18 protein-coding genes are annotated in these 23239 nt (G+C 73.8%); 6 read left to right on the top strand and 12 right to left on the bottom strand.

The features are described 5' to 3' along the window. Positions 1-2 precede the first annotated feature (2 nt). The 7 genes from ACME2J_RS08180 to ACME2J_RS08150 form a co-directional block, all read right to left on the bottom strand. Positions 3-866 carry an MlaE family ABC transporter permease gene (locus tag ACME2J_RS08180; protein WP_495544401.1) on the bottom strand — a complete coding sequence of 288 codons (864 nt, stop codon included), beginning with the start codon at positions 864-866 and terminating at the stop codon, positions 3-5. Continuing rightward, complete coding sequence (locus ACME2J_RS08175; RefSeq protein ID WP_495544400.1) at positions 866-1741, bottom strand: MlaE family ABC transporter permease; 876 nt, start codon at positions 1739-1741, stop codon at positions 866-868. Before ACME2J_RS08175 ends, ACME2J_RS08180 begins: the two co-directional genes overlap by 1 nt. A gap of 162 nt (positions 1742-1903) precedes the next feature. Next, entirely contained in the window at positions 1904-2779 is an 876-nt protein-coding gene (locus tag ACME2J_RS08170; protein ID WP_495544399.1) for an ABC transporter ATP-binding protein, read from the bottom strand. Next, positions 2776-3228 carry a hypothetical protein gene (locus tag ACME2J_RS08165; protein ID WP_495544398.1) on the bottom strand — a complete coding sequence of 151 codons (453 nt, stop codon included), beginning with the start codon at positions 3226-3228 and terminating at the stop codon, positions 2776-2778. Before ACME2J_RS08165 ends, ACME2J_RS08170 begins: the two co-directional genes overlap by 4 nt. A 380-nt stretch (positions 3229-3608) precedes the next feature. Beyond that, positions 3609-4271 carry a hypothetical protein gene (locus ACME2J_RS08160; RefSeq protein ID WP_495544397.1) on the bottom strand — a complete coding sequence of 221 codons (663 nt, stop codon included), beginning with the start codon at positions 4269-4271 and terminating at the stop codon, positions 3609-3611. 160 nt (positions 4272-4431) lie between these two features. Beyond that, entirely contained in the window at positions 4432-5010 is a 579-nt protein-coding gene (locus ACME2J_RS08155; protein ID WP_495544396.1) for a TetR/AcrR family transcriptional regulator, read from the bottom strand. 78 nt (positions 5011-5088) lie between these two features. Then, entirely contained in the window at positions 5089-6702 is a 1614-nt protein-coding gene (locus ACME2J_RS08150) for a GMC family oxidoreductase (protein WP_495544395.1), read from the bottom strand. Between the two features lie 133 nt (positions 6703-6835). Between ACME2J_RS08150 and ACME2J_RS08145 the strand changes: the two genes are divergently transcribed. Next, positions 6836-8125 carry a PucR family transcriptional regulator gene (locus tag ACME2J_RS08145; protein WP_495544394.1) on the top strand — a complete coding sequence of 430 codons (1290 nt, stop codon included), beginning with the start codon at positions 6836-6838 and terminating at the stop codon, positions 8123-8125. Positions 8126-8245: 120 nt separating this feature from the next. After that, positions 8246-9511: a cytochrome P450 gene (locus tag ACME2J_RS08140; RefSeq protein ID WP_495544393.1), complete on the top strand. Its 1266-nt coding sequence runs from the start codon at positions 8246-8248 to the stop codon at positions 9509-9511. A gap of 172 nt (positions 9512-9683) precedes the next feature. Here the strand turns inward: ACME2J_RS08140 and ACME2J_RS08135 are convergent, their stop codons facing one another. After that, positions 9684-10859: an acyl-CoA dehydrogenase family protein gene (locus ACME2J_RS08135; protein ID WP_495544392.1), complete on the bottom strand. Its 1176-nt coding sequence runs from the start codon at positions 10857-10859 to the stop codon at positions 9684-9686. Positions 10860-10926: 67 nt separating this feature from the next. On the opposite strand from ACME2J_RS08135, the gene ACME2J_RS08130 reads away from it, so the two are divergent. The 3 genes from ACME2J_RS08130 to ACME2J_RS08120 all read left to right on the top strand — a co-directional run bounded on the left by ACME2J_RS08130 (position 10927) and on the right by ACME2J_RS08120 (position 14026). Beyond that, complete coding sequence (locus ACME2J_RS08130) at positions 10927-11376, top strand: MaoC family dehydratase N-terminal domain-containing protein (protein ID WP_495544391.1); 450 nt, start codon at positions 10927-10929, stop codon at positions 11374-11376. A gap of 11 nt (positions 11377-11387) precedes the next feature. After that, complete coding sequence (locus ACME2J_RS08125) at positions 11388-11810, top strand: MaoC/PaaZ C-terminal domain-containing protein (protein WP_495544445.1); 423 nt, start codon at positions 11388-11390, stop codon at positions 11808-11810. Between the two features lie 194 nt (positions 11811-12004). After that, on the top strand, positions 12005-14026 hold the full coding sequence (locus tag ACME2J_RS08120) for a putative bifunctional diguanylate cyclase/phosphodiesterase (RefSeq protein WP_495544390.1): 2022 nt from the start codon (positions 12005-12007) through the stop codon (positions 14024-14026). A gap of 6 nt (positions 14027-14032) precedes the next feature. Here ACME2J_RS08120 and ACME2J_RS08115 read toward each other — a convergent pair whose 3' ends face one another. Further along, positions 14033-14176 (bottom strand): hypothetical protein, encoded by a 144-nt coding sequence (locus ACME2J_RS08115; RefSeq protein WP_495544389.1) that lies wholly within the window; start codon positions 14174-14176, stop codon positions 14033-14035. Positions 14177-14296: 120 nt separating this feature from the next. Here ACME2J_RS08115 and ACME2J_RS08110 point away from each other — a divergent pair, with 120 nt between their 5' ends. After that, positions 14297-15580 carry a cytochrome P450 gene (locus tag ACME2J_RS08110; RefSeq protein ID WP_495544388.1) on the top strand — a complete coding sequence of 428 codons (1284 nt, stop codon included), beginning with the start codon at positions 14297-14299 and terminating at the stop codon, positions 15578-15580. Positions 15581-15622: 42 nt separating this feature from the next. On the opposite strand, the gene ACME2J_RS08105 is transcribed toward ACME2J_RS08110, so the two are convergent. The 3 genes from ACME2J_RS08105 to ACME2J_RS08095 form a co-directional block, all read right to left on the bottom strand. Next, positions 15623-16291 (bottom strand): GntR family transcriptional regulator, encoded by a 669-nt coding sequence (locus ACME2J_RS08105; RefSeq protein WP_495544387.1) that lies wholly within the window; start codon positions 16289-16291, stop codon positions 15623-15625. Next, a complete protein-coding gene (locus ACME2J_RS08100) occupies positions 16288-17478 on the bottom strand; it encodes an acyl-CoA dehydrogenase family protein (protein ID WP_495544386.1) in 1191 nt (396 codons plus the stop codon). Before ACME2J_RS08100 ends, ACME2J_RS08105 begins: the two co-directional genes overlap by 4 nt. An 87-nt stretch (positions 17479-17565) precedes the next feature. Next, complete coding sequence (locus ACME2J_RS08095; RefSeq protein WP_495544385.1) at positions 17566-23073, bottom strand: SDR family NAD(P)-dependent oxidoreductase; 5508 nt, start codon at positions 23071-23073, stop codon at positions 17566-17568. Between the last annotated feature and the right edge of the window lie 166 nt (positions 23074-23239).

The following is a 23239-nucleotide window of genomic DNA, read 5'->3' as shown; positions in this document are numbered from 1 at the left end:
GTTCACCCCCCGATCGGGCTCGGTCCGTCGAAGCCCCAGAAGAGCGTCGAGAAGAAGGCGCCGAAGAGGTGGATCATCACGAGCGCGAGGATCATCGATCTCGCTGTCGCTTTTCCGACCCCGACGGGTCCACCAGAGGCCGTGTAGCCGTAGTACAGGCCGATGAGGACGATGCCGAGCCCCGTCGTCATGATCTTGACGAGCGAGTAGACGTAGTCGATGGGCTCCTGGAAGGCCCAGTGGACCGTCTCCCAGGCGCCGTGAGAGACCTCGCCGATCTGGACGACGATGACGAGGTACGAAGCGATCGTGTTGATCCCGAGTCCGATCATGTAGATCGGCGGGAAGACGATCGCGGCGGCGACGAGCCGCGCGGCGCAGATGTAGCGCATGGGGTTGAGGCCCATGGACTCCATCGCGTCGAGCTCGTCGTTGATACGCATGGATCCGATCTCCGCGACGAGACCGCAGCCCACTTTCGCGGCGAGGATGTAGCCCCACATGTAGGGACCCATCTCGCGGATCGCGCAGACGCCCGTGAGGACGCCCGAGTACCCGGAGGCGCCGTATCCGCGGAGGACGTAGTTGCCCTCCATCCCGCAGGTCGTCCCCATGACGAACTGCATGAACCAGATGACGGCGGCGGTCCCCGTGATGAGGATGCCGGCCTGGCGGAGGACCTCGCCGGAGTACCGCCACACCCCGGGGACCTCGACGATCGTGCGCCACGAGAAGGCGACGAACTCGCCGAGCTCCTTCGCGACGTCCTTCACCGGGCGGGTGAAGCCCTCGGAGAGCTCCTTCGCCGCGCCTGCGGGACGCGGGGCGCGGGAGGCCCTCGGCTGCCTGACGCTTGCCGCTTCCATCAGTGGAGGTTCCCCGTCTCGGGATAGGCGGCCAGCAGCGTGTAGGTGAAGACGGAGTTGAACACCCAGATGCCGACGAACGACACGACGACCGCCTGGTTGACGGCGCGGCCGACGCCCTCGGCGCCACCTGACACGTTGAGGCCCTTGTAACAGCTGACGATCGCGACGATGAAGCCGAACATGCTCGTCTTGAGCACGCTCCCGATGAGGTCGGGCGTCGTGAAGTTCGAGCCGAACGTCGCGAGGAACCCGGCGGTCGACTCCTGGAAGAGGACGACGGCTGCGAGCCAGCCTCCGACGACGCCGAAGACGAGGGCGACGAGGTTCATGAGCGCCGTCATCACGCCGAGCGCGAGGAAGCGCGGGACGACGATCGACTTCACCGGATCGATGCCGAGCACCGAGAGCGCGTCGATCTCCTCGCGGACCTTGCGGGCCCCGAGGTCGGCGCAGATCGCGGTGCCGGCGACGCCGGCGATGACCATGCCGTTGATCCATCCCGCGAACTCGCGGACGGACGCCATGACGAAGAACGCGCCGAGACGGTCGACCGTCCCGAGGAAGTTCGTGATCGTGCCTCCCTGCACGCCCGGTGCGCCGAAGCCGAAGAACAGCGTCGACAGCATCACGGGGATCATGCAGCGGCGCAGGATGAGCCAGATCTCCTCGACGAGATCGGCCCTCCACGTGAACGGCGGCGTCGTCGCCGCGACGACCGTCTTGCCCGTGAGCATGATCATCCCCGCGACCTGCTCGATCGCGGCGCTGAGACCGGCGGTGGCGCTCGGCGCGCTGCCCCCCGTGCGCCCGCGCCTCGTCGGCCGGGCGTCCTTCGTGCGCGGTACGGGTGCGCCTGTCGTGGTCGTCGCCATGTCCCTCCCTCCCCTGCTCCTAGAGAACCCGCGGCCGCAGGCGACGTCCGGTCGCTGCGACTGCCTCACGAATGTAGGTCCGCCCCTGGAGGGGGAGTAGTCCCCCTGGGCTGATCCCTTGACCCCCTCGGGGGTACTTGCCGCCGTCGGCGCGTCCCACCGTCACTCCATCCCCAGCGGGCCGACCGGAGCGCCGGCGAGGAACTGGCGGACGAACGGGTTCTCCGACCCGAACATGTCGTCGCGGCCGCCGGCCTGGACGATGCTCCCCTGCCACAGGACCGCGATGTACTCGGCGATCCGCCGGGCGGACGCGATGTCGTGCGTGATGACGACGTAGGTGCCGCCGTGCTGCTCGTGGACCTCCTCGATGAGCTGGCAGAGGAGGGCCGTGCGGACGGGATCGAGGCCCGAGTCCGGCTCGTCGAACATGACGATCTCCGGCTCGAGGACGAGCGCGCGGGCGAAGCCGGCGCGCTTGCGCATGCCGCCCGAGAGCTCGTTCGGAAGACGGCCGCCTGCGTGCGTGAGGCCGACGTCGGAGAGGCGCGCGTTGACGATCTCCGCGATCTCGTCCTCACCGAGGTCGGTGTGCTGGCGCAGCGGGAACGCGACGTTGTCGTAGACCGACATCGACCCGAAGAGCGCGCCGTCCTGGAAGAGGATCCCGAACTTCTTCCTCATCTCGAGGAGCTCGCTCATCGTCATGTTCGGGACGGACTCGCCGTGGACGAGGACGTCGCCGCGCTGCGGGAAGAGGAGCCCGATGAGGTGCTTGATGAGCACCGACTTGCCGGTCCCCGAGGGGCCGAGGATGACCGAGATCATGCCCTCGGGCAGACCGACGTTGAGACCGCGCAGGACGGCGTTGTTGCCGAAGGAGCGGTGGACGTCGATGCACTCGATCGACCAGAAGTCGCCGGGCGTCTCCTCGTGGACGGCGATCGCGCCCTCGTGGTGGCTGTAGTCGCTCGCGCTGTCGAGCAGGCGTGCGGTGTCCGGGTCGGCCGCGCCGGGCGGCCCTCCGTGGGTGCTCATGAAGTGCGTCCTCCGTCGCGGCGGTCGAGCGCCGCCTCGATCTCGTCGCGGTAGTCCCCGGCGAGCTGGCCGATCGGGGCGATGACGCGCATGAAGCGGCGCACCGGCCCGCGGAAGGCGATCCGCTCGGCGGCGATCTTCATCGGCAGCGGGAGGCCGCCGAGGAACAGCTCGTGGATGTCGATGCTGTCGAGCTGGAGCGCGGCCTCGGTGGGGGCGCTCGAGTCGTCGTCGACCTCGACGCGCCCGTCGCCGAGACGCAGGACGACGCGGCGGCCGGGGAGGTCGCGGACCTCGAAGGCGATCGACGTCTCGGCGCGCGCGAGCGTGCCGCTGAGCTGCGGGTTCTCCGCCCCGCGGTGCATGGTCTCGACGAACGCCGTGACGATCGCCTCGGCGCCGGGCGTCGGGGTCGCCGGGCGCTCCCGCGACTCGGGCTCCTCCTGCATCACCATCTCGTTCCTTTCCTGCGCCCCGCCGGGCGCGCTCGCGTGTCGCGAGACGGCGGGCGCATGCGTGACGTCGTGAGGGCCGGCGACCTGCGCCGGGCCGCTCGCGCGGGGTCGGGGCTCGACTGCGGCGCGAGCCGCGGCGGTCCGCGCGCCCGCCCCTGGCGAGAGCGCGCGCAGACGCGCGGCGCAAGCGCGCGCGACCCCTGTCACCTGCCCGTCGACTGCTCCCACGACCCCTCGATCTCCCATCGGGCGTTTACGAGCGTTTACGTTAACCGTCGTTCACGACCGTTGTCAAGCCGATGCCCCTCCGGGAAGCAGAACGGCCGCGGATGTCCGCGGCCGTCCTGGGGGCGCAGTCGTGGGCGGCGGGCCGCTCAGGGGACGACGGCGGCCGACGGCGACCACGCGCCCTCGCCGGCTGCGCTGCGGGTGCGGACGCGGACGCGCCAGCTCTCCCCCGCCTTGGCGCGCCAGCGCCCGGCGGCCGCTGTCGTGCCCTCGCGCCACATCTCCCACTCGCCCTTGCGGCCCTTGCGCCGCTGCACGTCGAAGCTCAGCCCGTCGCGCTCCTCGAGCGCCCATCGGACGACCGCGGTGCGCACGACCTTCCGCGACCGCGCGCGGCTGCGCCGGCTCTTCGTGCGCACGACCTTCTTGCGCAGCTCGGCCTCGGGACCCACCCTCACGCGGGCGTTCATGAAGCCGGGGTGCGTGGGCCCGACGAGGTGATGGGTGCCCGCCGTGAGGACCCAGCGCGCGTCGCCGCGGGGCGGGATCGTGAACGAGAAGAGACCGCTGCGCTCGGCCACGACGTGGGTGTACGAGCTGCTCGCGTTCGCGATGCGCAGGACGTCACCGACCTCGCCCTCCGTGAGCGCCTGCTTGAGGGCGATCGAGCCGAAGACGGGATCGCCGGTCGCGGTGACCGTGAGGGTCTCGTACGTCTCCTCCGCCTCGCTCTCGGCGAGTGCGCCGGGGGCGGCGAGGAGGCCGGCGGCGAGCAGGCCGGCGAGGGCCACAGCGGGAGATCGCGGCATATCGCCGCTCACGGTGGCAGGCCAGTTGCCCCTCCGGATCTCCCCCCGGGGGCATTCCGGGCCTCCCTCGCGGGATTTCGCGCGCCTGGCGGGCCGCCAGCCGCGCGCGCCCGGCTCGTCGGCGCGGTCGGGGCCGCCCGCGCGGGCGCGACCCCTCCTCTCAGCCGGTGAGCTCGGCCTCGTCCTCGGCAGGCGCGAACGAGGCGAGCCCCTCGCTCACGATGCCGACGAGGAGCCCGGGGACGTCGTGCGCCTTGAGCGCCGCCGGCGGCCACTGTGCGACGGAGTGCAGGAGGCCGACGGCGGCGTAGGCGGCCGTGACGATGTCCTCGTGCGGACGCTCGGGGTAGCAGCGCGTGAGCACCTCGATCCAGCGGTTCATGTGGGCCTTCGTGCGCCGGGCCACCTCGCGGCGCCAGGGCTGGGCGATGGCCCGGTCCTCGCGGGTGTAGATGCCGACCGTCTCACGGTGCTCGACCGCGAACTCCGCCTGGGCGCGGATGAGCGCGGCGAGCTCCTCGTGCGGGTCGTCCATCCGGCCGGTGAGCCGGAGGAACAGCTCGTCGAGCGCCTCGTGGTAGAGGGTCGCGAGAAGATGGTCCTTCCCGGAGAAGTGCCGGTAGATCGCGGGGCCGGTGACGCCGACGGCCTCGCCGATCTCGTCGACGCCGACGGCGTGGAAGCCGCGCTCGTAGAAGAGCTTGGCCGCGGCGTCGAGGATCTCTCGTTCACGGGACATGAGTGAACGATAGTAAACATGCCGAAGCGGAGCGGCAGCGATGCCGCCGCTCCGCCCTCGTTGCCCCGCGTGTGCCGCTCAGGTCACCCCGGCCGGCCTCCTCGCCCCGGCACGCGCGGGGCCGAGCGGCGCCTCTCCCCGGATGAACGCGGCGCAGCGCTCTCCCATGAGGATCGCCGGCGCGTTCGTGTTCGCGCGGGTGATCCGGGGGAGGGCGCTCGCGTCCGCGACCCGCAGGTTGCCGACGCCATGGACCCGCAGCTCGGGGTCGAGGACGCCCTCACCCGGCTCGCCCATCCGCGCCGTGCACGACGGATGGTACGTGTGCTGACAGGTGTCGCGGATCCAGCGCTCGAGGTCCTCGTCCGACTGGACCGCCGCCCCCGGGGTGATCTCGCGCGACACCATCTCGCGCAGCGGCGAGCGGTCGAAGATGTCGCGCGTGAGGCGCACGCCGCGCATGAGCGCCTCGAGGTCGGAGCGCTCCGTGAGGATGTTGAGGAGGACCGCGGGCTTCTGCGTCGGGTCCGACGAACGCGCGAGGACCGTGCCCTCGCTCTTCGGCGTCCAGTAGGACTGCGCGATCATCATCGCGGGCCGGGGGTGCTTCGCGGCCCCGTGCTCCCAGTAGAAGGCGGGGCCCATGACGAGCTGCATGTCCGGCGCCGTGAGCTCGGGCAGCGTGCGGATGTGCGCGAGCGCCTCACCCACGTTGCTCGCGAGCTTCCCGCCGCCGCGCGGGAGCCACTTGAGGAGGTGCTTCGGCTTCTCCGCGTCGGAGAGGCCGAGGTGGGGCTCCCGCAGCTCGTAGTTGACGAACGTCATCGGGTGCTCGGAGAGGTGGGCGCCGACCGCGGGGTTGTCGACGACGACGTCGACGCCGATCTCGCGGAGATGGTCGGCGGGCCCGATGCCCGAGAGCTGGAGCAGGTGCGGGGTGTTGAACGCGCCGCCGCTGACGACGATGTCGCCGCGCGAGCCGATCTGCTTCACCTGGCCCTTGTGCTCCACCTCGACGCCGACCGCGACGCCGCCCTCGATGACGATGCGCCGGACGAGCGCGTTCGTGAGCACCGTGAAGTTCTTGCGGCGCCGGGCCGGGTCGATGTAGCCGCGGGCGGCGCTCCAGCGCCGGCCGCCGCTCGTGTTCGTCGCAGAGTGCTGGACGCCCTCGAGCACGGGACCGCTGAGATCCTCGGTGCGCGGGATGCCGGAGTCGACGGCGGCGTCGATGAAGGCCGACGTGCAGGCGTCCGGCGTCGAGAGCCGGCGGACGCGGATGGGCCCTCCCTTCCCGTGGCCGGGACCGGTGAGAAAGTGGTCCTCCATGCGCACGAAGTAAGGCTCGACCTCGTCCCACGACCAGCCTGGGATGCCCCAGCCGTCGAAGTCCTGGTCGCTCCCGCGGACCCAGAGCATGGCGTTCATCGCGCTGCAGCCGCCGAGGAGCTTGCCCCGCGGCTGGTAGAGGCGCCGACCGTCGAGCGCGGGCTCGGGCTCGGTCTCGTAGTCCCAGTCGCGGGCGGTGTGGAAGAGGCCCGAGAAGGCGAGCGGCGCCCGGGCCTCGAGCCTGCGGTCGGAACCGCCGGCCTCGAGCAGCAGGACGCGGCGGGCCGGGTCCTCGCTGAGGCGGCCGGCGACCGCGCAGCCCGCCGAGCCGGCGCCGATGACGATGTGGTCGTACGTCTCCATGGCGCGATCCTGGAGGACGCGTGCGGCGCGCGGTCTGGTGTTCGCACAAGGGCGCCACCCACGCGACTGGAGGAATCACGGACGAACCGCGGACCGGCGCTCGCTCGCCCCCGCTCTGTGAGAGGGTCGGCCCGTGGAGCATCGGCGCCGCGTCCTCTCATCCGGTCGGGCCCCCGACCGCACGCCGGAGTGCGAGCGCCTCGTCACGGAGATCGCCGCGACCATCGACGCCGACAACGACGACGTCGCGGAGATCCTCGTCGAGCACATCACCGAGGTCGTCGACCTCGTCCGTGACGACGAGGACGTGCGGGACGACCTGCGCGCGGTCGCGCGCGCGTGCGCGGCGCTCCTCACGGCGATGACGCGCTCGTGGAGCGACCCTCATGTCGTCCCGCCGCCGCAGGACGCGCTCACGTGGGCGAGGACGCTCGTCGCGCGCGGCCTCCCGATGGACGCCGTGCTCCGCGTCTTCCGCCTCGGCCAGGCGCGCTACCGCGAGATCTGGCACGAACGGCTCGCGGCGTCCGACGCGCCGCCGGAGGTCGTCTACGAGGCGCTGCGCGTGACGTCCGTCTTCACCTTCGCGTGGGTCGACGCGATCCTGCAGCCGCTCGCGGTGGTCTACGAGGAGGAGCGCGAGCGCACGATGCGGCGGGCGCACGCCGTCCGCGCCGAGACGGTCGAGGCGATCCTCGCGGACGAGCCGATCGACAAGCAGGTGGGCAGCGCGCGCCTCGGCTACGACCTCGGCCGCACGCATCTCGCGTTCATCGCCTGGAGCGAGGAGGGCGCCGGGGAGAGGCCGAGCGGCCATCTCGAGGACGTCGCCGCCGCGGTCGCCCGCGCGTTCGCCGGCGGGCCCGCGCGGCCGCTGCTCCTGCGCACCGCCTCGCGCGTCGTCTCCGCCTGGGTGCCGCGCGGGGAGCTGTCCGCGTCGCGCATCGCATCGGCCCGCAACGCGCTCGAGGGCACCGGGGTCCGGATCGCGGTCGGCCAGCCCGCACGGGACCTCGAGGGCTTCCGCAAGAGCCACGACCACGCCCGGCGCACGCGCCGCGTCGCCCGGCTGCTCCGCGGCTCGGCGGCGGTGACGCTCTACTCGGACGTCGCGGTCGCCGACCTCCTCACACGCGATGCGCAGGCCGCGCGCGAGCTCGCCCGCGCGACCCTCGGGCCGCTCGCCGGTGAGGACGAGGGCTCTCGCCGCCTCCTGGCGACGCTGCGCATCTTCTACGCGGAGGGGCAGAACTACGCGAAGGTGGCGCGCCGCCTCGGCATCCACCACAACACCGTCGCCTACCGCGTGCGGCGCGCGATCGAGCTCACCGGGCTCACGGATGCCGACTCCCTCCTCCTCCAGGCCGCCGTCGAGATCGTCGGCCTCCTCGAGACGGATCTCGTCGCCGCGCTCGACGAGTGAACGGCCGTTCGTCGGTTTCACGAAGGGCGGGCGCGAGACGCCGGTACTCGACCCGAAACGACCTCCTCGGGCGGGGCGATCATCGCGTGACGACCGTTCCGACAGAGGAGGAGACCTCGCATGTCGCTCACCGCACCGCCCGACCTCAGCATCAGGACGAAGGAGTTCTGGGCGCGCCCCTGGGGGGAGCGCGAAGAGGTGTTCAAGGCGATCCGCCGCGAGAACCCGGTCATGTGGAGCGACCCCATGGAGTCCGACCTCCTCCCGCCGGAGGAGAACACGCGCGGCTTCTGGTCGCTCACGAAGTACGAGGACATCCGCTTCGCGAGCCGCAACCCGCAGATCTTCTCGTCGGAGGGCGGGGTCATCCTCGAGGACTTCCCCGAGATCGTCACCGAGATGGCGCAGTCGTTCATCGCGATGGACGCGCCGCGGCACACGTCGCTGCGCGGGATCACGCTCACGGCCTTCACGCCCGCGAACATGCGCCGGCTCCAGGGCTGGATCCGCGGGCACGCCAGCGACCTCGTGGGCGAGCTCGCGCCGCTCGGCGAGGGCGACTTCGTCGAGCTCATCTCGTCGCAGATGCCCGCTCGCATCTTCGGCGAGTTCTTCGGGCTCGAGCGCGGCAGCGACCTCTACCACCGCGCCGTCGGCGCCGCCCAGGGCGTCCTCGCGTGGACGGATCCCGAGGTGTGCGGCGACCGCACCGCCCTCGAGCAGTTCGCGGGCTGCGCCCAGGAGCTGCACGAGGTCATCGGCGAGCTCATCCCCGAGCGGCGGGCGAACCCCGGCGAGGATCTCGTGAGCTGGATCGTCAACGCCGAGTTCGAGGGCAAGATGATGACCGACTTCGAGATCGGCTCCTTCTTCGTCCTCCTCGCCGTCGCGGCGAACGACACGACGCGCAACGGCTCGGCGATCGCCATGCAGGCCTTCTCGGACTTCCCCGAGCAGAAGCGCCTCCTGCAGGAGGACATCCCCGGTCGCATCGACAGCGCCGTCGAGGAGATGCTGCGCTGGGCGACGCCGCTCATCCACATGCGGCGGACCGCGAAGGAGGACGTCGAGATCCGCGGGAAGACGATCCGCAAGGGCGAGAAGGTCGCTCTCTGGTACTGCTCGGGCAACCGCGACGAGGAGCACTGGGGCAACCCCTACGAGTTCGACATCCTCCGCAGCCCGAACCACCACCAGGCCTTCGGGGGCGGCGGCCCGCACTACTGCCTCGGTGCCGCTCTCGCCCGTCAGATGCTGAAGTCGCTCTTCTCCGAGCTCTTCACGCGCGTCCCCGACATCCAGTGCGGGGAGGCCGACCCGCTCATCGCGAACTTCGTCCACGGGACGAAGCGCCTGCCGGTCACCTGGACCCCGACGGAGGTCTGAGAACGGCGCGGCCGCACGCGCCGGCGTCGCCTCTCCCCTTCGGCGGCGCCGGCGCACGTGGCGCCACGGGCCGCGGCGCGGCCCGGCCCCCGGCCGGCCCCTCCCGGGCGGCCGAGAACGCGAAGCGCGCCGCATGGGGCCCGCCCCTGGGTTCTCGGCGGTTGGGGCGCGCTCAGTACGAACGCGGCAGGCCGAGCGTGTGCTCGGCGACGAAGTTGAGGACCATCTCCCGCGAGACCGGCGCCGTCTTGAGGAGCCGGGCGACGAACCACAGCGTCGAGAGCCCGTACTCGAGGGCGAGGCCGTTGCCGCCGTGGGCCTGCATCGCGCGGTCGAGCGCCCGCAGACTCACCTCCGAGGCGAGGAACTTCGCCATGTTGCTGTCCGCGCCGGCGTCGAGCCCCGCGTCGTAGCGCAGCGCGCCGCGCTGGAGGAGGAGGCGCGCCGCCTCGAGCTCGATGCGGACCTCGGCGAGCGGATGGGCGACGCCCTGGTGGCTCCCGATCGGCACGCCCCACACCTCGCGCTCGTTCGCGTAGGCCGCCGCCTTGTCGAGCGCGTAGCGCGCGATGCCGTTGCACATCGCCGCGCCCATGAGCCGCTCGGGGTTGAGCCCGTCGAAGAGCGCCTTGAGACCGGCCCCCTCGCCGCCGATGACCCGGTCCGCCGGAACGACGACGTCGTCGAGGAAGAGCGTCCACTGCCGCTCGGGCGCCTGGACGGCGGTCGGGATGAGCTGACGCTCGAGCCCGGGGGCGTCGGCGTCGACGACGAAGAGCGAGAGCGGCGCGCGGCCCTTCGCGTCCGGCTCGCCGGTGCGGGCGACGACGAGGACGATCGAGGCGTCCTCGACGCCGGAGATGAAGGTCTTCTGGCCGCGCAGCACGTAGGCGTCGCCGTCGCGACGGGCGCGCAGGGCGACGCGATGCGAGTTCGAGCCCGCCTCGGCCTCGGTGATCGCGAAGGCCGCGCGGATCTCGCCGGCGGCGAGAGGGGCGAGCCAGCGCTCGCACTGCTCGGGGTCGGCGTGCCGGGCGAGGATGCTCCCGACGATCGCCGGCGAGATGACGAGGATCGGCATCGGGCAGCCCGCCGCGGCGAGCTCCTCCTCGACCCAGCACAGAGCGGAGATCCCGAGGCCGCCGCCCCCGTGCTCCTCGGGGAGGTTCGCGCCGACGAAGCCCGCGGCGGCGAGCTCGGACCACAGCGCGGCGGGGAACTCGCCGGACGCCGCGTGCTCGGCGAAGTACTGGTGGCCGTAGCCACCGGCGATGCGGGCGACGGTCTCGCGGAGGAGCTGCTCCTCCGCACTGGGGACGAGCGGGATCGCGGCTTGGGTCTCGAGCATGCGCGGATGCTAACAGTCGTTAACTCTTCTGCTAGTCTCGCGCCCCACCACACGACAGGAGGAACGCATGCCCGACCCCTCACAGGTCGGCCTCGAGCTGGACGAGGTCACGTTCCCGGTCGAGCGCGGGAAGGTCCGCGAGTTCGCCCGGGCGCTTCACGACGACGACCCGATCTACGTCGACGACGCCGCAGCGCGCGCCGCGGGCCACGACGGGATCCCCGCGCCGCTCACCTTCGCGATGTCCGCCTTCCACTGGCGCGAGCGCGACGCGGCCATCGAGGACCTCGGGTTCGACTTCAAGCGGCTGCTCCACGGCGGCACGACGTGGGAGTACCTGCGGCCCGTCGTCGTGGGCGACGAGCTCACGATGCGGCGGAAGGTCGCCGCCGTCGACGAGCGCGAGGGCAAGCGCGGCGGGACGATGACCTTCGTGACGATCGAGGGCGAGATCACCAACGCCGACGGCGACGTCGTCATGCGCCAGATCGACACGCTCATCCAGACGGGAGGCTGAGAATGACTGATATCGAGACGACCGACGGGCTCCGCGCGGTCTCCGAGGGCGACACCGGACCGGAGACGACGCTCGGCCCGATCACCCGCACCGACCTCGTCCGCTACGCGGGCGCAGGCGGCGACTTCAACCCGATCCACCACGACGAGACGTTCGCCCGCGAGTCGGGCCTCGACACCGTGTTCGGGATGGGGATGTACCACGCCGGCGTCCTCGCGAACCACGCGGCGCACTGGCTCGGCCGTGAGAACGTGCGTCGCCTCGAGCTGCGCTTCACGGGCCAGGTCTGGCCCGACGACGTCCTCACGATCGGCGGAACCGTCGACTCCATCGAGGAGTCCGACGATGGCCGCCTCGCGACGTGCTCCCTCGCCGCGACGCGCCAGAACGGCGACGTCGCGCTCAAGGCGAAGGTCGTCGCGCAGGTCGCCTGACGCGGGCCCGCGCCCTCCCGCCCGCCCCCTCTCTCCGGGCGGGAGGGCGCCACCCGCTGTGTGAGCGTACGTTCACGCAGCGACCCACGTGCGACCTCCCGCGCGGCCGCCCGCCGCGCCCCTCCGCCCGCTCCTTCCCCGGCGACCCGGGGTCCGGGCTACACCCGCACGCACGGCCTGCCGATAACGACCGTGTGGGTGCGTCGTTCCCCCCAACGGCCCGCTGGCTGCTCGCCGCTCTCGTCCCCCTCGGGCTCGTCGTCTTCGCCGCGGCCCTCCTCGGGCCGGTCGCGACCGCCGTCGCGATCGCGACCGCGATCGCGCTCCTCGCCGCGCTCGTCCACCGACTCGTCCGCGCGACCGCCGACGCGACGGCACGGGCCGAGGAGCGCGCCGCCGAGCACCAGGTGCTCGCGCGACTCGGTCGCGACGCGCTCCAGGCCACCGACGAGCGCACGCTCCTGCGCAAGGCGGTGCTCGCCCTCGACACGATCCTCGACGTCGACTGCTGCGCGGCCTTCGCGTTCGACGAGGACGGCGCGCTGCGGCTCGCCGCTGGCGCCGGCTGGGCCGCCGAGGCGCCCGCCGTCGAGGCGGCGACCTGCCCGGGGTCCGAGGCGGGCTGGGTGCTCGACCACGACGGGCCCGTCGTCGTCGAGGACTTCGACGAGGAGCACCGCTTCCGCGTCGCGCCGCTCCTGCGCCGCCGGGGCGCGGTCGGCGGCATGTCCGTCGCGTTCCGCGGCTCGAGTCGGGCGTACGGCGTGCTCGGGATGCACACGATCGAGCGGCGACGCTTCAGCGAGCACGACACCGCGTTCCTGCAGTCGGTCGCCCACATCCTCGGGTCGGCGCTCGAGCGCCTCGAGTCCGAGAGGATCACGCGCCACGCGGCTCTCCACGACGCGCTCACCGGCCTGCCGAACCGGACCCTCGTGAGCGACCGCCTCGCGACGGCGCTCGCGCGGGCGCGACGTGACGGCGCGACCGTCGCCGTCGTCCTCCTCGACCTCGACAACTTCAAGCTCGTCAACGACAGCTATGGGCACGACGTCGGCGACGAGCTGCTCGCCGGGGTCGCCCCGCGGCTCGCCGCGGCCGTCCGCGAGACGGACACCGTCGCCCGCCTCGGAGGCGACGAGTTCGTCGTCGTCTTCGACGGCGTCCCCGACGAGGCCGACCTCGAGGCGCTCGCCGAGCGGGTGACCGGCGTCTGGGCCCGGCCGCTGGCGACCGCGCACGGCGAGGTCCGCACGAGCGCGTCGGTCGGCGTGAGCGTCTGCGCCGGCGGCGAGCGCAGCGCTGCGGAGCTCCTCCGCGAGGCCGACATCGCGATGTACCGCGCGAAGGAGAGCGGTCGCGGGCGCGTCGTCTTCTACGACGGCGACATGCGCCGCGAGACCGTCCGCCGCCTGCAGCTCGAGACCGATCTGCATCGTGCCATCGAGGACGGTGAGCTCGACCTCGTGTTCCAGCCCATCGTCCGCGTCGAGGACCGCCACGTCGTCGGGCTCGAGGCGCTCATGCGCTGGACCTCCTCCATCCACGGTCCCGTCTCGCCCGCGGAGTTCGTGCCGATCGCCGAGCAGTCCGGGCTCATCGACCGCATCGGTGCCCTCGCTCTCGGGAAGGCCTGCGCGCGTCTCGCCGACTGGCGGGCCTGCGACCCGCTCGCCGAGGATCTCTACGTCTCGGTGAACGCCTCGGCGGTCGAGCTCGCCGACCCCCGATACGCCGACCGGGTCGCCGCCGAGCTGCGCCGGCACGAGCTCGCTCCCGACGCGCTCGCGATCGAGCTCACCGAGACGGCGTTCCTCGATGCCCGCGGCGATGCCGAGGCGACGGTCTCGGCGCTGCGCGGCCTCGGCGTCCGGGTCGTCCTCGACGACTTCGGGACCGGGTACAGCTCGCTCGGGCATCTCACGCGGGTCGCGGTCTCGCAGATCAAGGTCGACCGCACGTTCGTCTCCGGCTCCGGCGCCGACCAGGGCAAGGCGATCCTGCCGGCGGTCGCCTCCATGGCCGACGCCCTCGGCATGGGTGTCGTCGCCGAGGGCGTCGAGACGGAGGAGCAGCTCGCGCGCGTCGCCCGCGACGGCTGCGCGCTCGCGCAGGGCTACCTGTTCTCGCGGCCGGTCGCCGCCGAGCACGTCCTCGACGTCGTCGGCCGCGCGGCGGGCAGCGCCGCGGCGGCGCCCGTCACGGACGCGAGCTGAGCGGGATCAGGCGCGGCTGCGCACGAGGCGCGCGAGCATGCCGCCGAGACCGCCCCGGCTGCGCCGCCCGCGGCGGCGGCGGGTCGTGGCCCGACCGCCACGACGAGCGATCTTGCCGATCATGTAGGTCTGGAAGAGGCGCTTGAGCATGCTGCTCGATGCCCGGAGCGCCGTCGCGGGAACCCCGAGAGCGCCGAGTCCGTCCTCCTGAGGGCACGGATGCCCCGATCGGAAGAGGACGCACGGCGCCGCCGCAGCGATCCTCTGGGCATGAGCACGATCGCGCACCGTCCGACGCTCGATGGGGCGGACCTCTCGAGCCGCGAGTTCTGGGCCCGCCCGTTCGACGAGCGCGAAGAGACCTTCGCCCGTCTTCGCCGTGACTGCCCGATCTCGTGGCACCGTCCCTACGAGTCCACCCTCATGCCTCCCGAGGAGGACACGCCCGGATTCTGGGCGATCACCCGGTACGAGGACTGCCGGAAGATCTCCCGCGACGCGCAGCGGTTCATCAGCTCGAAGGGCGTGCTCATGGAGGACGTCCCCGAGGTCGTCCTCGTCGCCTCGCACTCCTTCCTCGGGATGGACGGCGACGAGCACCGTCAGCAGCGCGGCATCGTCTCGACGGCGTTCACGCCGCGCAACGTCATGAAGATCGAGGACTGGATCCGCCAGCACGTCACCGAGCTCATCGACGAGATGGCGCCGAAGGGCGAGGGCGACTTCTGCGAGCTCTACGCGAAGCAGCTCCCCGGCTACATCTTCGCCCACTTCTTCGGCGTCCCCAGGGGCTCGGAGGACCAGCAGAAGATCATGGACGCGGCCGAGCGCATGCTCGCCTGGGACGACCCGAACTGCGCGATGGGCCGCGACGCGCTCACGACCTTCGCCGAGGAGGCCGAGATCATCCAGGACATCGCGCTCGCGTCCGCCGACCGCATCCGGTCGAGCGGCGAGCGCGCGGACAACATGGTCGGCTGGGTGCTCGAGGCCGAGTTCGAGGGCCGCAAGCTCGAGGACTGGGAGATCGCGGCGTTCTTCTCGCTCCTCGGCTCGGCGGCGAACGACACGACGCGCCACTCGATCGCGCACGCGCTGCGCCTCCTCGAGGAGCACCCCGACCAGAAGGAGCTCTTCCTCTCGGATCCCGAGGCGCACGTCGACGGCCTCGTCGAGGAGGTCCTGCGCTTCGCGACCCCGGTGATGCACTTCCGCCGCACCGCGACCGAGGACGTCGAGGTCGGCGGCCAGGAGATCGCCGCCGGCGACAAGGTCGTCCTCTGGTACTGCTCGGGCAACCGCGACGAGGACGCCCTCGACGACGCCGCGAGGTTCGACATCACGCGCGACCCGAACCGCCACCTCGGCTTCGGCGCGGGCGGTCCGCACTACTGCATCGGCGCCTCGCTCGGCCGGCAGATGGTGAAGGCCTCGATGCTCGAGATCTTCAGCCGGCTGCCCGACATCCGCCTCGACGGCGACGTCGTGTTCCAGCAGAACAACTTCCTCCACGGCGTCCACGAGATGCCGGTCCGCTGGACGCCGCCGAGCTGACGCTCACGCCCGTTTCGCCCACCCCACCTGACGAAACTCACCCTAGGCGTGAGTTTCGTCAGGGAGGATGGCCCCGAGCACGTCGAGCGCGCGGTCGCGGTGGGCGTCGAGCTCGGCGACGAGGCGGTCCGCGTCGCGGGCGACGACCGCGTCGATGATCGCGTCGTGGGCCTCGATCGAGCGGGTCCGCTCCTCCGGGGCGTTGTAGTAGAGCGCCCGGTAGGCCTCGGTCGAGTCCCAGAGGAGGCGGATGAGCCGCATCGCGTGCGGCTGGGCCGGCGAGTCGAGGATCGCGAAGTGGAAGCGGCGGTTCGCCTCGAGCTCGGCGGCGACGTCGCTGGCCTGCGCCGCCTCGAGGCAGTCGCCGGCCGCGCGGCGGATGCGCTCGACCGCCTCGTCGTCGATGTCCTCGAGCGCGCGGCGGGCGGCGCGGTCCTCCAGGAGACGCCGCAGCTCGTAGATCTCGCGGAGGTCGGAGAGCCGCAGCTCGGTGACGAAGTAGCCGCGGCGCGGCAGGTAGGTCACCTGGCCCTCCTGCTCGAGGACGCGGAGCGCCTCGCGCACAGGGGCGACGCTGACGCCGAACCGCGAGGCGAGGTCCTCCTGGTTCGCCCGGTCGCCCGGCCGCAGCTCGCCGGCGACGATGAGCGCACGCAGGCCGTCGACCGCGTGCTGCTGGGCCGTCCCGAGGCCGGCGCGCAGCGTGCTCACCGGAAGGCCTGCTCGCCGGTGAGGGCGGCGCCGATGACGAGTGCGTGGACGTCCGCGGTGCCCTCGTAGGTCACGACGGACTCGAGGTTGTTCATGTGGCGGATGACGGGGTACTCGAGCGTGACGCCGTTCGCGCCGAGGACCTGGCGGGCGGTCCGCGCGACGTCGAGGGCGGCGTCGACGTTGCCGAGCTTGCCCATGCTCACCTGCTCGGGGAGGAGCCGCCCCGCGTCCTTCAGCCGCCCGAGGTGCAGCGCGAGGAGCGTCGCGCGGTTCACCTCGAGCGCCATGCGGGCGAGCTTGCCCTGCTGGAGCTGGAACGCGGCGATCGGCCGGCCGAACTGGACGCGCTCCTTGCTGTAGTCGAGCGCCGACTCCAGGCATGCCCGCGCAGCGCCTGCGGCGCCCCACACGATCCCGTACCGGGCCTCGTTGAGGCACGAGAGCGGGCCCTTGAGCGAGGAGACCTCGGGGAGGACGGCGGAGGCGGGGAGACGGACGTCGTCGAGGAGCAGCTCGCTCGTCACCGACGCGCGGAGGCTGAGCTTCTGGTGGATGTCCTGCGTCGTGAAGCCCGGCGTGTCGGTCGGGACGACGAACCCACGGAGGCCCTCGTCGGTCCGCGCCCACACGACCGCGACCTCGGCGATGGAGCCGTTGGTGATCCACATCTTCTGGCCGTGGAGGATCCAGTCGTCGCCGTCGCGGCGGGCGCGGGTGCGCATCGAGCCGGGGTCGCTGCCGCTGTCGGGCTCGGTGAGCCCGAAGCAGCCGATCGCCTCCCCGCGGGCCATGCGCGGCAGCCACTCCTGCTTCTGCTCCTCGGAGCCCCAGCGCCAGATCGCGTACATCGCGAGCGACCCCTGGACGGAGACGAGCGACCGCACCCCGCTGTCCCCGGCCTCGAGCTCCATGCAGGCGAGCCCGTAGGCGGTCGCGCTCGCGCCGGCGCAGCCGTAGCCCTCGAGGTGCATCCCGAGCAGCCCGAGGCGCCCGAGCTCCGTCGCGAGCTCGCGCGGGATCGTCGCCTCCTCGAACCAGTCGCCGACGTGCGGGACGACGTTCTCGCGGACGAAGGCCCGGACGGTGTCGCGGATGAGCCGCTCCTCGTCGGAGAGGAGGTGGTCGACGTCGAGGTAGTCGGTCGGGCGCAGCGCGGGCGCAGGGGTCGTGGCGGTCGTCGTCATGGGTCCTCCGGCGGAGTCGGTTTCTTCGATCTTCGAAGATCGAGGATCTCGCGTCAAGGGCCTTCCCCCGGGGCGGCGGGGCGATGGCTACTCGCCGAGCGGGCGGACCGGCACCGCCGGGACCCCCGCGAGGAGATGCCGCGCGGGGTACTCGCCGGCGGTGAGGACGGCCCCGGTGGCGACGAAGGCGTTGCGGCCGACGTGGACGCCGCGAAGGACCACCGCGTTCGTCGCGACCATGACGTTGTCCTCGAGCACGACCGGAGTCGAGACGACCGGCTGGCTCAGGAAGCCGACGTCCGAGCCGTCGTGCGTGTGGTCGGAGTCCATGACCGTGACGCCCTCGGCGAGGCCGACGCGGTCCCCGAGCTCGATGCTCTCGTGGCAGTGGACGGTGACGTTGCGCGCGATGACGACCTCGTCGCCGGCCCGCAGGTCGCCCCGCGACTTCAGCTCGCTGCCGTCGCGGACCTGGGTCTGCTCACCGAGCCGGATCGCCCCGCCCCAGGCCTGGAGCCGGATCCGGTCCTGGAAGGTCCCGCGGTCGCCGACCTCGATGAGTCCGTCGAGATCCGTGCGGACGTCGAGCGTGACGTCGCGGCCGAACCGGCAGTCGCGGCCGAGGCGCAGGGTGAGCGTCCCGCCGCGGCCCGCCGCGTCGATCACGAGCCGCAGCGGCGCGTCGAGCCGGGGCGGCTCCGCCGCCTCGACGACGAGCCGGCAGCCCTGGCGTGCGAGGCGCAGGCGCGCGGCGAGCACCCACGCGCGGAAGCGGGCGGCGCGGACCTTGGCGGCGAGCGCGCCGAGCGGCGACGGCCGGGACGGGGCCGGCGGCGCGCCGTCGCCGCGGACGAGCTCGGGCGGGATCGGGGGAAGCGGCGCGGCCGGGTCCGGCACGGTGGACGCGCGCCGCGCGAGGATCGCCGACTGCGAGCCCGGGACGGCGGCGGGTGCGTCCTGCTGCGCGACGGCCGGCGCGGGCGCTCCGGCGACCGGTGCCTGCGCCGGAGCCGGCGCGGCCGACGCCTCCTCGAGGAGCGCGGCGACCGCCGCCGGGGTCGGGTGGTCGAAGACGAGCGTCGACGGGAGCCGCAGCCCCGTCACCTGGCCGAGGCGGTTGCGCAGCTCGACGGCCGCCAGGGAGTCGAAGCCGAGGTCCTTGAAGTCCCGGTCGGGGCGGACCTCGTCGACGGCGTCGAGCCCGAGCGTCGCCGCGGCCTGCTCCCGCACGAGATCGACGAGGACGTCCCGCCGGTCCCCGGGGGCCGCGGCGGCGAGCCGTCGCGCGAGGGGCGCGGCCGCGGCGCCCGCGGATGTGCCCGGCCCCCGCGCGAGGTCGCGCAGGAGCGGGGGGAGCGTGCCCGCCGCTGCCCGCTCGCGCAGCGCCGGGCGGTCGAGCGGCAGCGCGACGAGCCCCGGGGCGGGGTGCGCGAGCGCGGCGTCGAGGAGGGCGAGGCCCTCCTCGGTGGAGAGGGGCCGGATGCCCTCGCGGGCGAGGCGGGCGACGTCCTCGTCGCGCATCGCGCCGGTGAGCCCGCTCGCCTGCTCCCAGAGACCCCAGGCGACGGAGGTCGCCGGTCGGCCCGCGGCGCGGCGGCGCACGGCGAGCGCGTCGAGCGCCGCGTTCGCCGCCGCGTAGTTCGCCTGGCCCGGCGTGCCGAGCGTCCCCGCGACCGACGAGAAGAGGACGAACGCCGCGAGATCCGCGCCGGCGGTGAGCTCGTCGAGATGCCGGGCGGCGTCGGCCTTCGGGCGCATGACGCGCGCGAGCGCCTCCTCGTCGAGGGACTCCACGACGCCGTCGGCGAGCGCTCCCGCCGCGTGGACGACGGCGGTGAGCGGGTGGGCGGCGGGGATGGCGTCCAGCAGCGCCGCGAGGGCGTCGCGGTCGCCGACGTCGCAGGCGACGACCGTCGCCTCGCAGCCGAGCGCCGCGAGGTCGGCGGCGAGCTCGGCGGCACCCTCGGCGTCGGGCCCGCGCCGACCGGCGAGGACGACGTGCCGCGCTTCGTGGGCCTCCGCGAGGTGCCGGGCGACGAGGCCGCCGAGCGCGCCCGTGCCGCCGGTGACGAGGACCGTGCCGTCGGGATCGAGCGCCCGCGGGACGGTGACGACGACCTTGCCGACGTTCCTCCCCTGGGCGAGGTGGCGGAGAGCGGCGACGCCGTCGCGCACGTCCCATGCCGTGAGCGGGAGCGCGGGGAGCTCGCCCCTGGCCGCGGCGGCCGCGACGTCGCCGAGGATCGCGCCGAGGTGGTCCGGACCGGCGTCGAAGAGGTCGAAGGCGCGGTACTCGACCCCGGGGCGCGCGGCGGCGACCTGCGCCGGGTCGCGGACGTCGGCCTTCCCCATCTCCACGAAGCGGCCGCCGCGCGGGAGCAGGTCCAGCGACGCGTCGACGAGCTCGCCGGTGAGGGCGTCGAGGACGACGTCCACGCCCTCACCGCCCGTGGCGGCGAGGAAGCGCTCGCGGAAATCGCTCGTCCGCGACGAGGCGAGGTGGTCGTCGTCGATGCCGAGCGCCCGCAGGGCGTCCCACTTCGCGGGGCTCGCCGTCGCGAAGACCTCGGCGCCGAGCCGCCGGGCGAGGTGGACGGCCGCGAGGCCGACGCCGCCCGCGGCCGCGTGCACGAGCACGCGCTCGCCGGCGCGCAGGCCCGCGAGGTCGACGAGGCCGTGGTGCGCCGTCGCGAACGCGACGGGCAGGGTCGCCGCCTCGGCGAACGACCAGCCCGCCGGGACGGGTGCGAGGAGCCGGGCGTCCGCGACGGCGAGCGGCCCGAACGCCTCGGGGACGAGGCCCGTCACGCGGTCGCCGACGGAGAGGCCGCCGACACCGGGGCCGGTCTCGACGACGACGCCCGCCGCCTCGCTGCCGAGCGGCGCCGCCCCCGGGTAGGTGCCGAGCGCGAGGAGGACGTCGCGGAAGTTGACGCCGGCGGCGCGAACCGCGACGCGGACCTCTCCGGCGGCGAGCGGACGGGCTCCGTCCCCCGCGACGGGGCCGACGCCGTCGAGCGAGCCGGCCCGACGGAGGCCGAGGCGCCAGTCGGCCGCGGGCGGCTCCGCGCTCGCGGCGCGCGCGAGGCGCGGGACGAGGAGCGCGCCGTCGCGGAGCGCGGCCTGCGGCTCGTCGGCGGGGACGGCGGGGACGGCGGGCAGCGGACCCGCCGCCGACGCGTCGTCGACGTCGAGGAGCGCGAAGCGACCGGGGTGCTCGGTCTGCGCGCTGCGGACGAGGCCCCACACCTCGGCGGCACGCGGATCGGGCACCTCGCCGGGTCGCGCCGCGACGGCCGAGCGGGTGACGAGGACGAGCCGCCCGTCCCGCGCCTCGACGTCGGCGAGCCGCTCCTGGACGAGGGCGAGCGCCGTGCGCGCCGAGGCGGCCTCGACGACGGCGTCGCCCGTCGCGGACGGCGTGCCGGGGACGGCCTCGACCCACCGGACCGCGAGGAGCGCGTCCGGCCCCGGCGCGGCGAAGGCGCCCGGGGCGGGCGGGCGCGCCTCGAGCGTGTCGACGGCGAGGACGACCTCCCCGTCCTCCCCGGTCGCGACGACCGAGAGGGCGTCGCCTTCGCCCGCACGCATCCGCACCCGCAGGGACGTCGCGCCGGGCCGCGCGACGCGGACGCCCGCCCAGCGGAACGGCAGCCGGACGCCGCCGTCCTGCGCGCGGCCGAACGCGGGGTGCAGCGCGGCGTCGAGGAGGGCGGGATGGACCTCGAAGCGCCTCGCCTCGGCGGCCTCCTCGGGACGGAGGGAGACCTCGGCGAGGAGATCGCCGCCGTGCGACCACGCGGCGCCGACGCCGCGGAACGCGGGCCCGTAGTCGTAGCCGAGCGAGGCGAGCCGGTCGTCGAGCGCGTCGACGTCGATCGGCTCGGCGCCGGGCGGCGGCCACGTGCCGTCCGCGCCCACGGGCGCGGCGTCGCGGGCCGGTCCGACGAGGCCGCTCGCGTGGCGCGCCCACTCGGCGTCGCGGCCGGCGGGGCGCGCGTGGATCACGAGCGCGCGGAGGCCGTCCCCTCCGGGCTCTCCGACGCCGACCTGCAGCTCGACCTCGTCGTCGCCGAGGACGATGGGCGCCTCGAGGGTGAGCTCGTCGACGACCTCTGCGCCCGCCGCGCGGGCCGCGCGCAGCGCGAGCTCGAGGAGGCCCGTCCCGGGGAGGAGCGCCGTGCCGCCGACGGCGTGGTCGGCGAGCCACGGGTGGGTGCGCAGCGAGACGCGGCCGGAGAGGACGAGGGCGTCGCGATCGGCGAGCGCGACGGCGGCGCCGAGCATGGGGTGTCCCGCCGCGTCGCGGGCCCGGTCCGCACCGGCGCGGGGCGGCTGCCAGAAGCGCGTGTGCTGGAAGGCGTAGGTGGGGAGGTCGGCGGGACGGGCGGAGGTGCCCTCGAGGAGGCGCTCCCAGGCGACCCTCGCCCCGCCGACCCACGCCGCGCCCGCCGACTCGAGGACGCGGTCGAGGCCGCCGTCGTCGCGACGCAGCGTGCCGGTCACCGCGACGTCGCTCGCCGTCTCCTCGATCGCCCATGTGAGGACCGGGTGGGCGCTGCACTCGATGAACGTCCCCGTGCCCTCGGCGGCGAGCGCGCGGACGGCCGGCTCGAAGAGGACGGGCTCGCGGAGGTTGCGGTACCAGTGCGCGGCGTCGAGCTCGGGGCCCGCGACGGCCTCAGCGGTCGTCGTCGAGACGAGCGGGATCTCCGCGGTGCGCGGCGCGATCGACGCGAGCTCGCTGAGGAGCCGCTCGCGGATGCGCTCGACGTGCGGGGAGTGGGAGGCGTAGTCGACCGGGATCCGGCCGGTGCGCACGCCGTCGCTCTCGCAGGCGGCGGCGAGCTCGTCGAGCGCCTCGGGGCCCCCGGAGACGACGACGGAGCGCGGTCCGTTGAACGCGGCGACGGAGAGGCGGCCGGGCCACCCGGCGAGGCGCTCACCGACCTCCTCCGGCGGCAGGGAGACCGACAGCATCCCGCCCGCCCCGGCGATCTCGGCGAGCGCGCGGCTGCGCAGGGCGACGACGCGGGCCGCGTCCTCGAGCGAGAGGACGCCGGCGACGTGGGCGGCGGCGATCTCGCCCTGCGAGTGGCCGACGACGACCGACGGCTCGACTCCGAGGCTCCGCCACAGCGCGGCGAGCGCGACGTGGACGGCGAAGAGCGCAGGCTGCACGACGTCGACGCGCTGGAGCGCGGCGGGATCGCGGAGCGCGTCGGCGAGGGGGACGCCCATGTAGTGCGCGAGCGCGTCCCCGCACGCCCGCAGCGCCGCGGCGAAGACCGGCGAGTCCTCCGCGAGCGCTGCGCCCATTCCGGCCCACTGGGACCCCTGTCCGGGGAAGACGAAGGCGACGCGCCCGGTGCTCTCGCCCACCGCGCCGGCGGCGACGCGCGCCGCGGGCGTCCCGACGGCGAGCGCGTCGAGACCGGCGAGGAGCCCGGCGCGGTCGCGGCCGGCGACGACGCCGCGGTGCGGGAGGTGCGCGCGCCCGGTCGCGAGGGTGAGCGCGACGTCGGCCGGCGCGAGGCCCGCCTCGGCGACGTGCGCGCGCAGGCGCGACGACGGGGTCATGTAGAGGAACACCATGTTCAAAACCTCGTCGCCGCACCTTGTGCGGCTGCTTGTCCTTGCGCCTGTCGTTTTCGACGCCCATCCCCCCGCCGGTCTACCTGAACCCACCTCGATGACGCCCCTGTGCACCCGGGAGGCTGCATGAGCTACGCGGTGAAGGAGATCTTTTATACATTGCAAG

Source organism: Paraconexibacter sp. (genome assembly GCF_059438195.1).
Note: the sequence above shows the minus strand (reverse complement) of the source record. Positions and strands in the feature narration are given on the sequence as shown.

Bases quoted from the DNA above. Each gene is read 5' to 3' on its own strand.
- ACME2J_RS08180 (WP_495544401.1), bottom strand. From the start codon at position 866: ATGGAAGCGGCAAGCGTCAGGCAGCCGAGGGCCTCCCGCGCCCCGCGT.
- ACME2J_RS08110 (WP_495544388.1), top strand. From the start codon at position 14,297: ATGAGCACGATCGCGCACCGTCCGACGCTCGATGGGGCGGACCTCTCG.
- ACME2J_RS08155 (WP_495544396.1), bottom strand. From the start codon at position 5,010: ATGTCCCGTGAACGAGAGATCCTCGACGCCGCGGCCAAGCTCTTCTAC.
- ACME2J_RS08115 (WP_495544389.1), bottom strand. From the start codon at position 14,176: ATGCTCAAGCGCCTCTTCCAGACCTACATGATCGGCAAGATCGCTCGT.
- ACME2J_RS08135 (WP_495544392.1), bottom strand. From the start codon at position 10,859: ATGCTCGAGACCCAAGCCGCGATCCCGCTCGTCCCCAGTGCGGAGGAG.
- ACME2J_RS08130 (WP_495544391.1), top strand. From the start codon at position 10,927: ATGCCCGACCCCTCACAGGTCGGCCTCGAGCTGGACGAGGTCACGTTC.
- ACME2J_RS08170 (WP_495544399.1), bottom strand. From the start codon at position 2,779: ATGAGCACCCACGGAGGGCCGCCCGGCGCGGCCGACCCGGACACCGCA.
- ACME2J_RS08160 (WP_495544397.1), bottom strand. From the start codon at position 4,271: ATGCCGCGATCTCCCGCTGTGGCCCTCGCCGGCCTGCTCGCCGCCGGC.
- ACME2J_RS08165 (WP_495544398.1), bottom strand. From the start codon at position 3,228: ATGCAGGAGGAGCCCGAGTCGCGGGAGCGCCCGGCGACCCCGACGCCC.
- ACME2J_RS08175 (WP_495544400.1), bottom strand. From the start codon at position 1,741: ATGGCGACGACCACGACAGGCGCACCCGTACCGCGCACGAAGGACGCC.
- ACME2J_RS08095 (WP_495544385.1), bottom strand. From the start codon at position 23,073: ATGGTGTTCCTCTACATGACCCCGTCGTCGCGCCTGCGCGCGCACGTC.
- ACME2J_RS08140 (WP_495544393.1), top strand. From the start codon at position 8,246: ATGTCGCTCACCGCACCGCCCGACCTCAGCATCAGGACGAAGGAGTTC.
- ACME2J_RS08100 (WP_495544386.1), bottom strand. From the start codon at position 17,478: ATGACGACGACCGCCACGACCCCTGCGCCCGCGCTGCGCCCGACCGAC.
- ACME2J_RS08150 (WP_495544395.1), bottom strand. From the start codon at position 6,702: ATGGAGACGTACGACCACATCGTCATCGGCGCCGGCTCGGCGGGCTGC.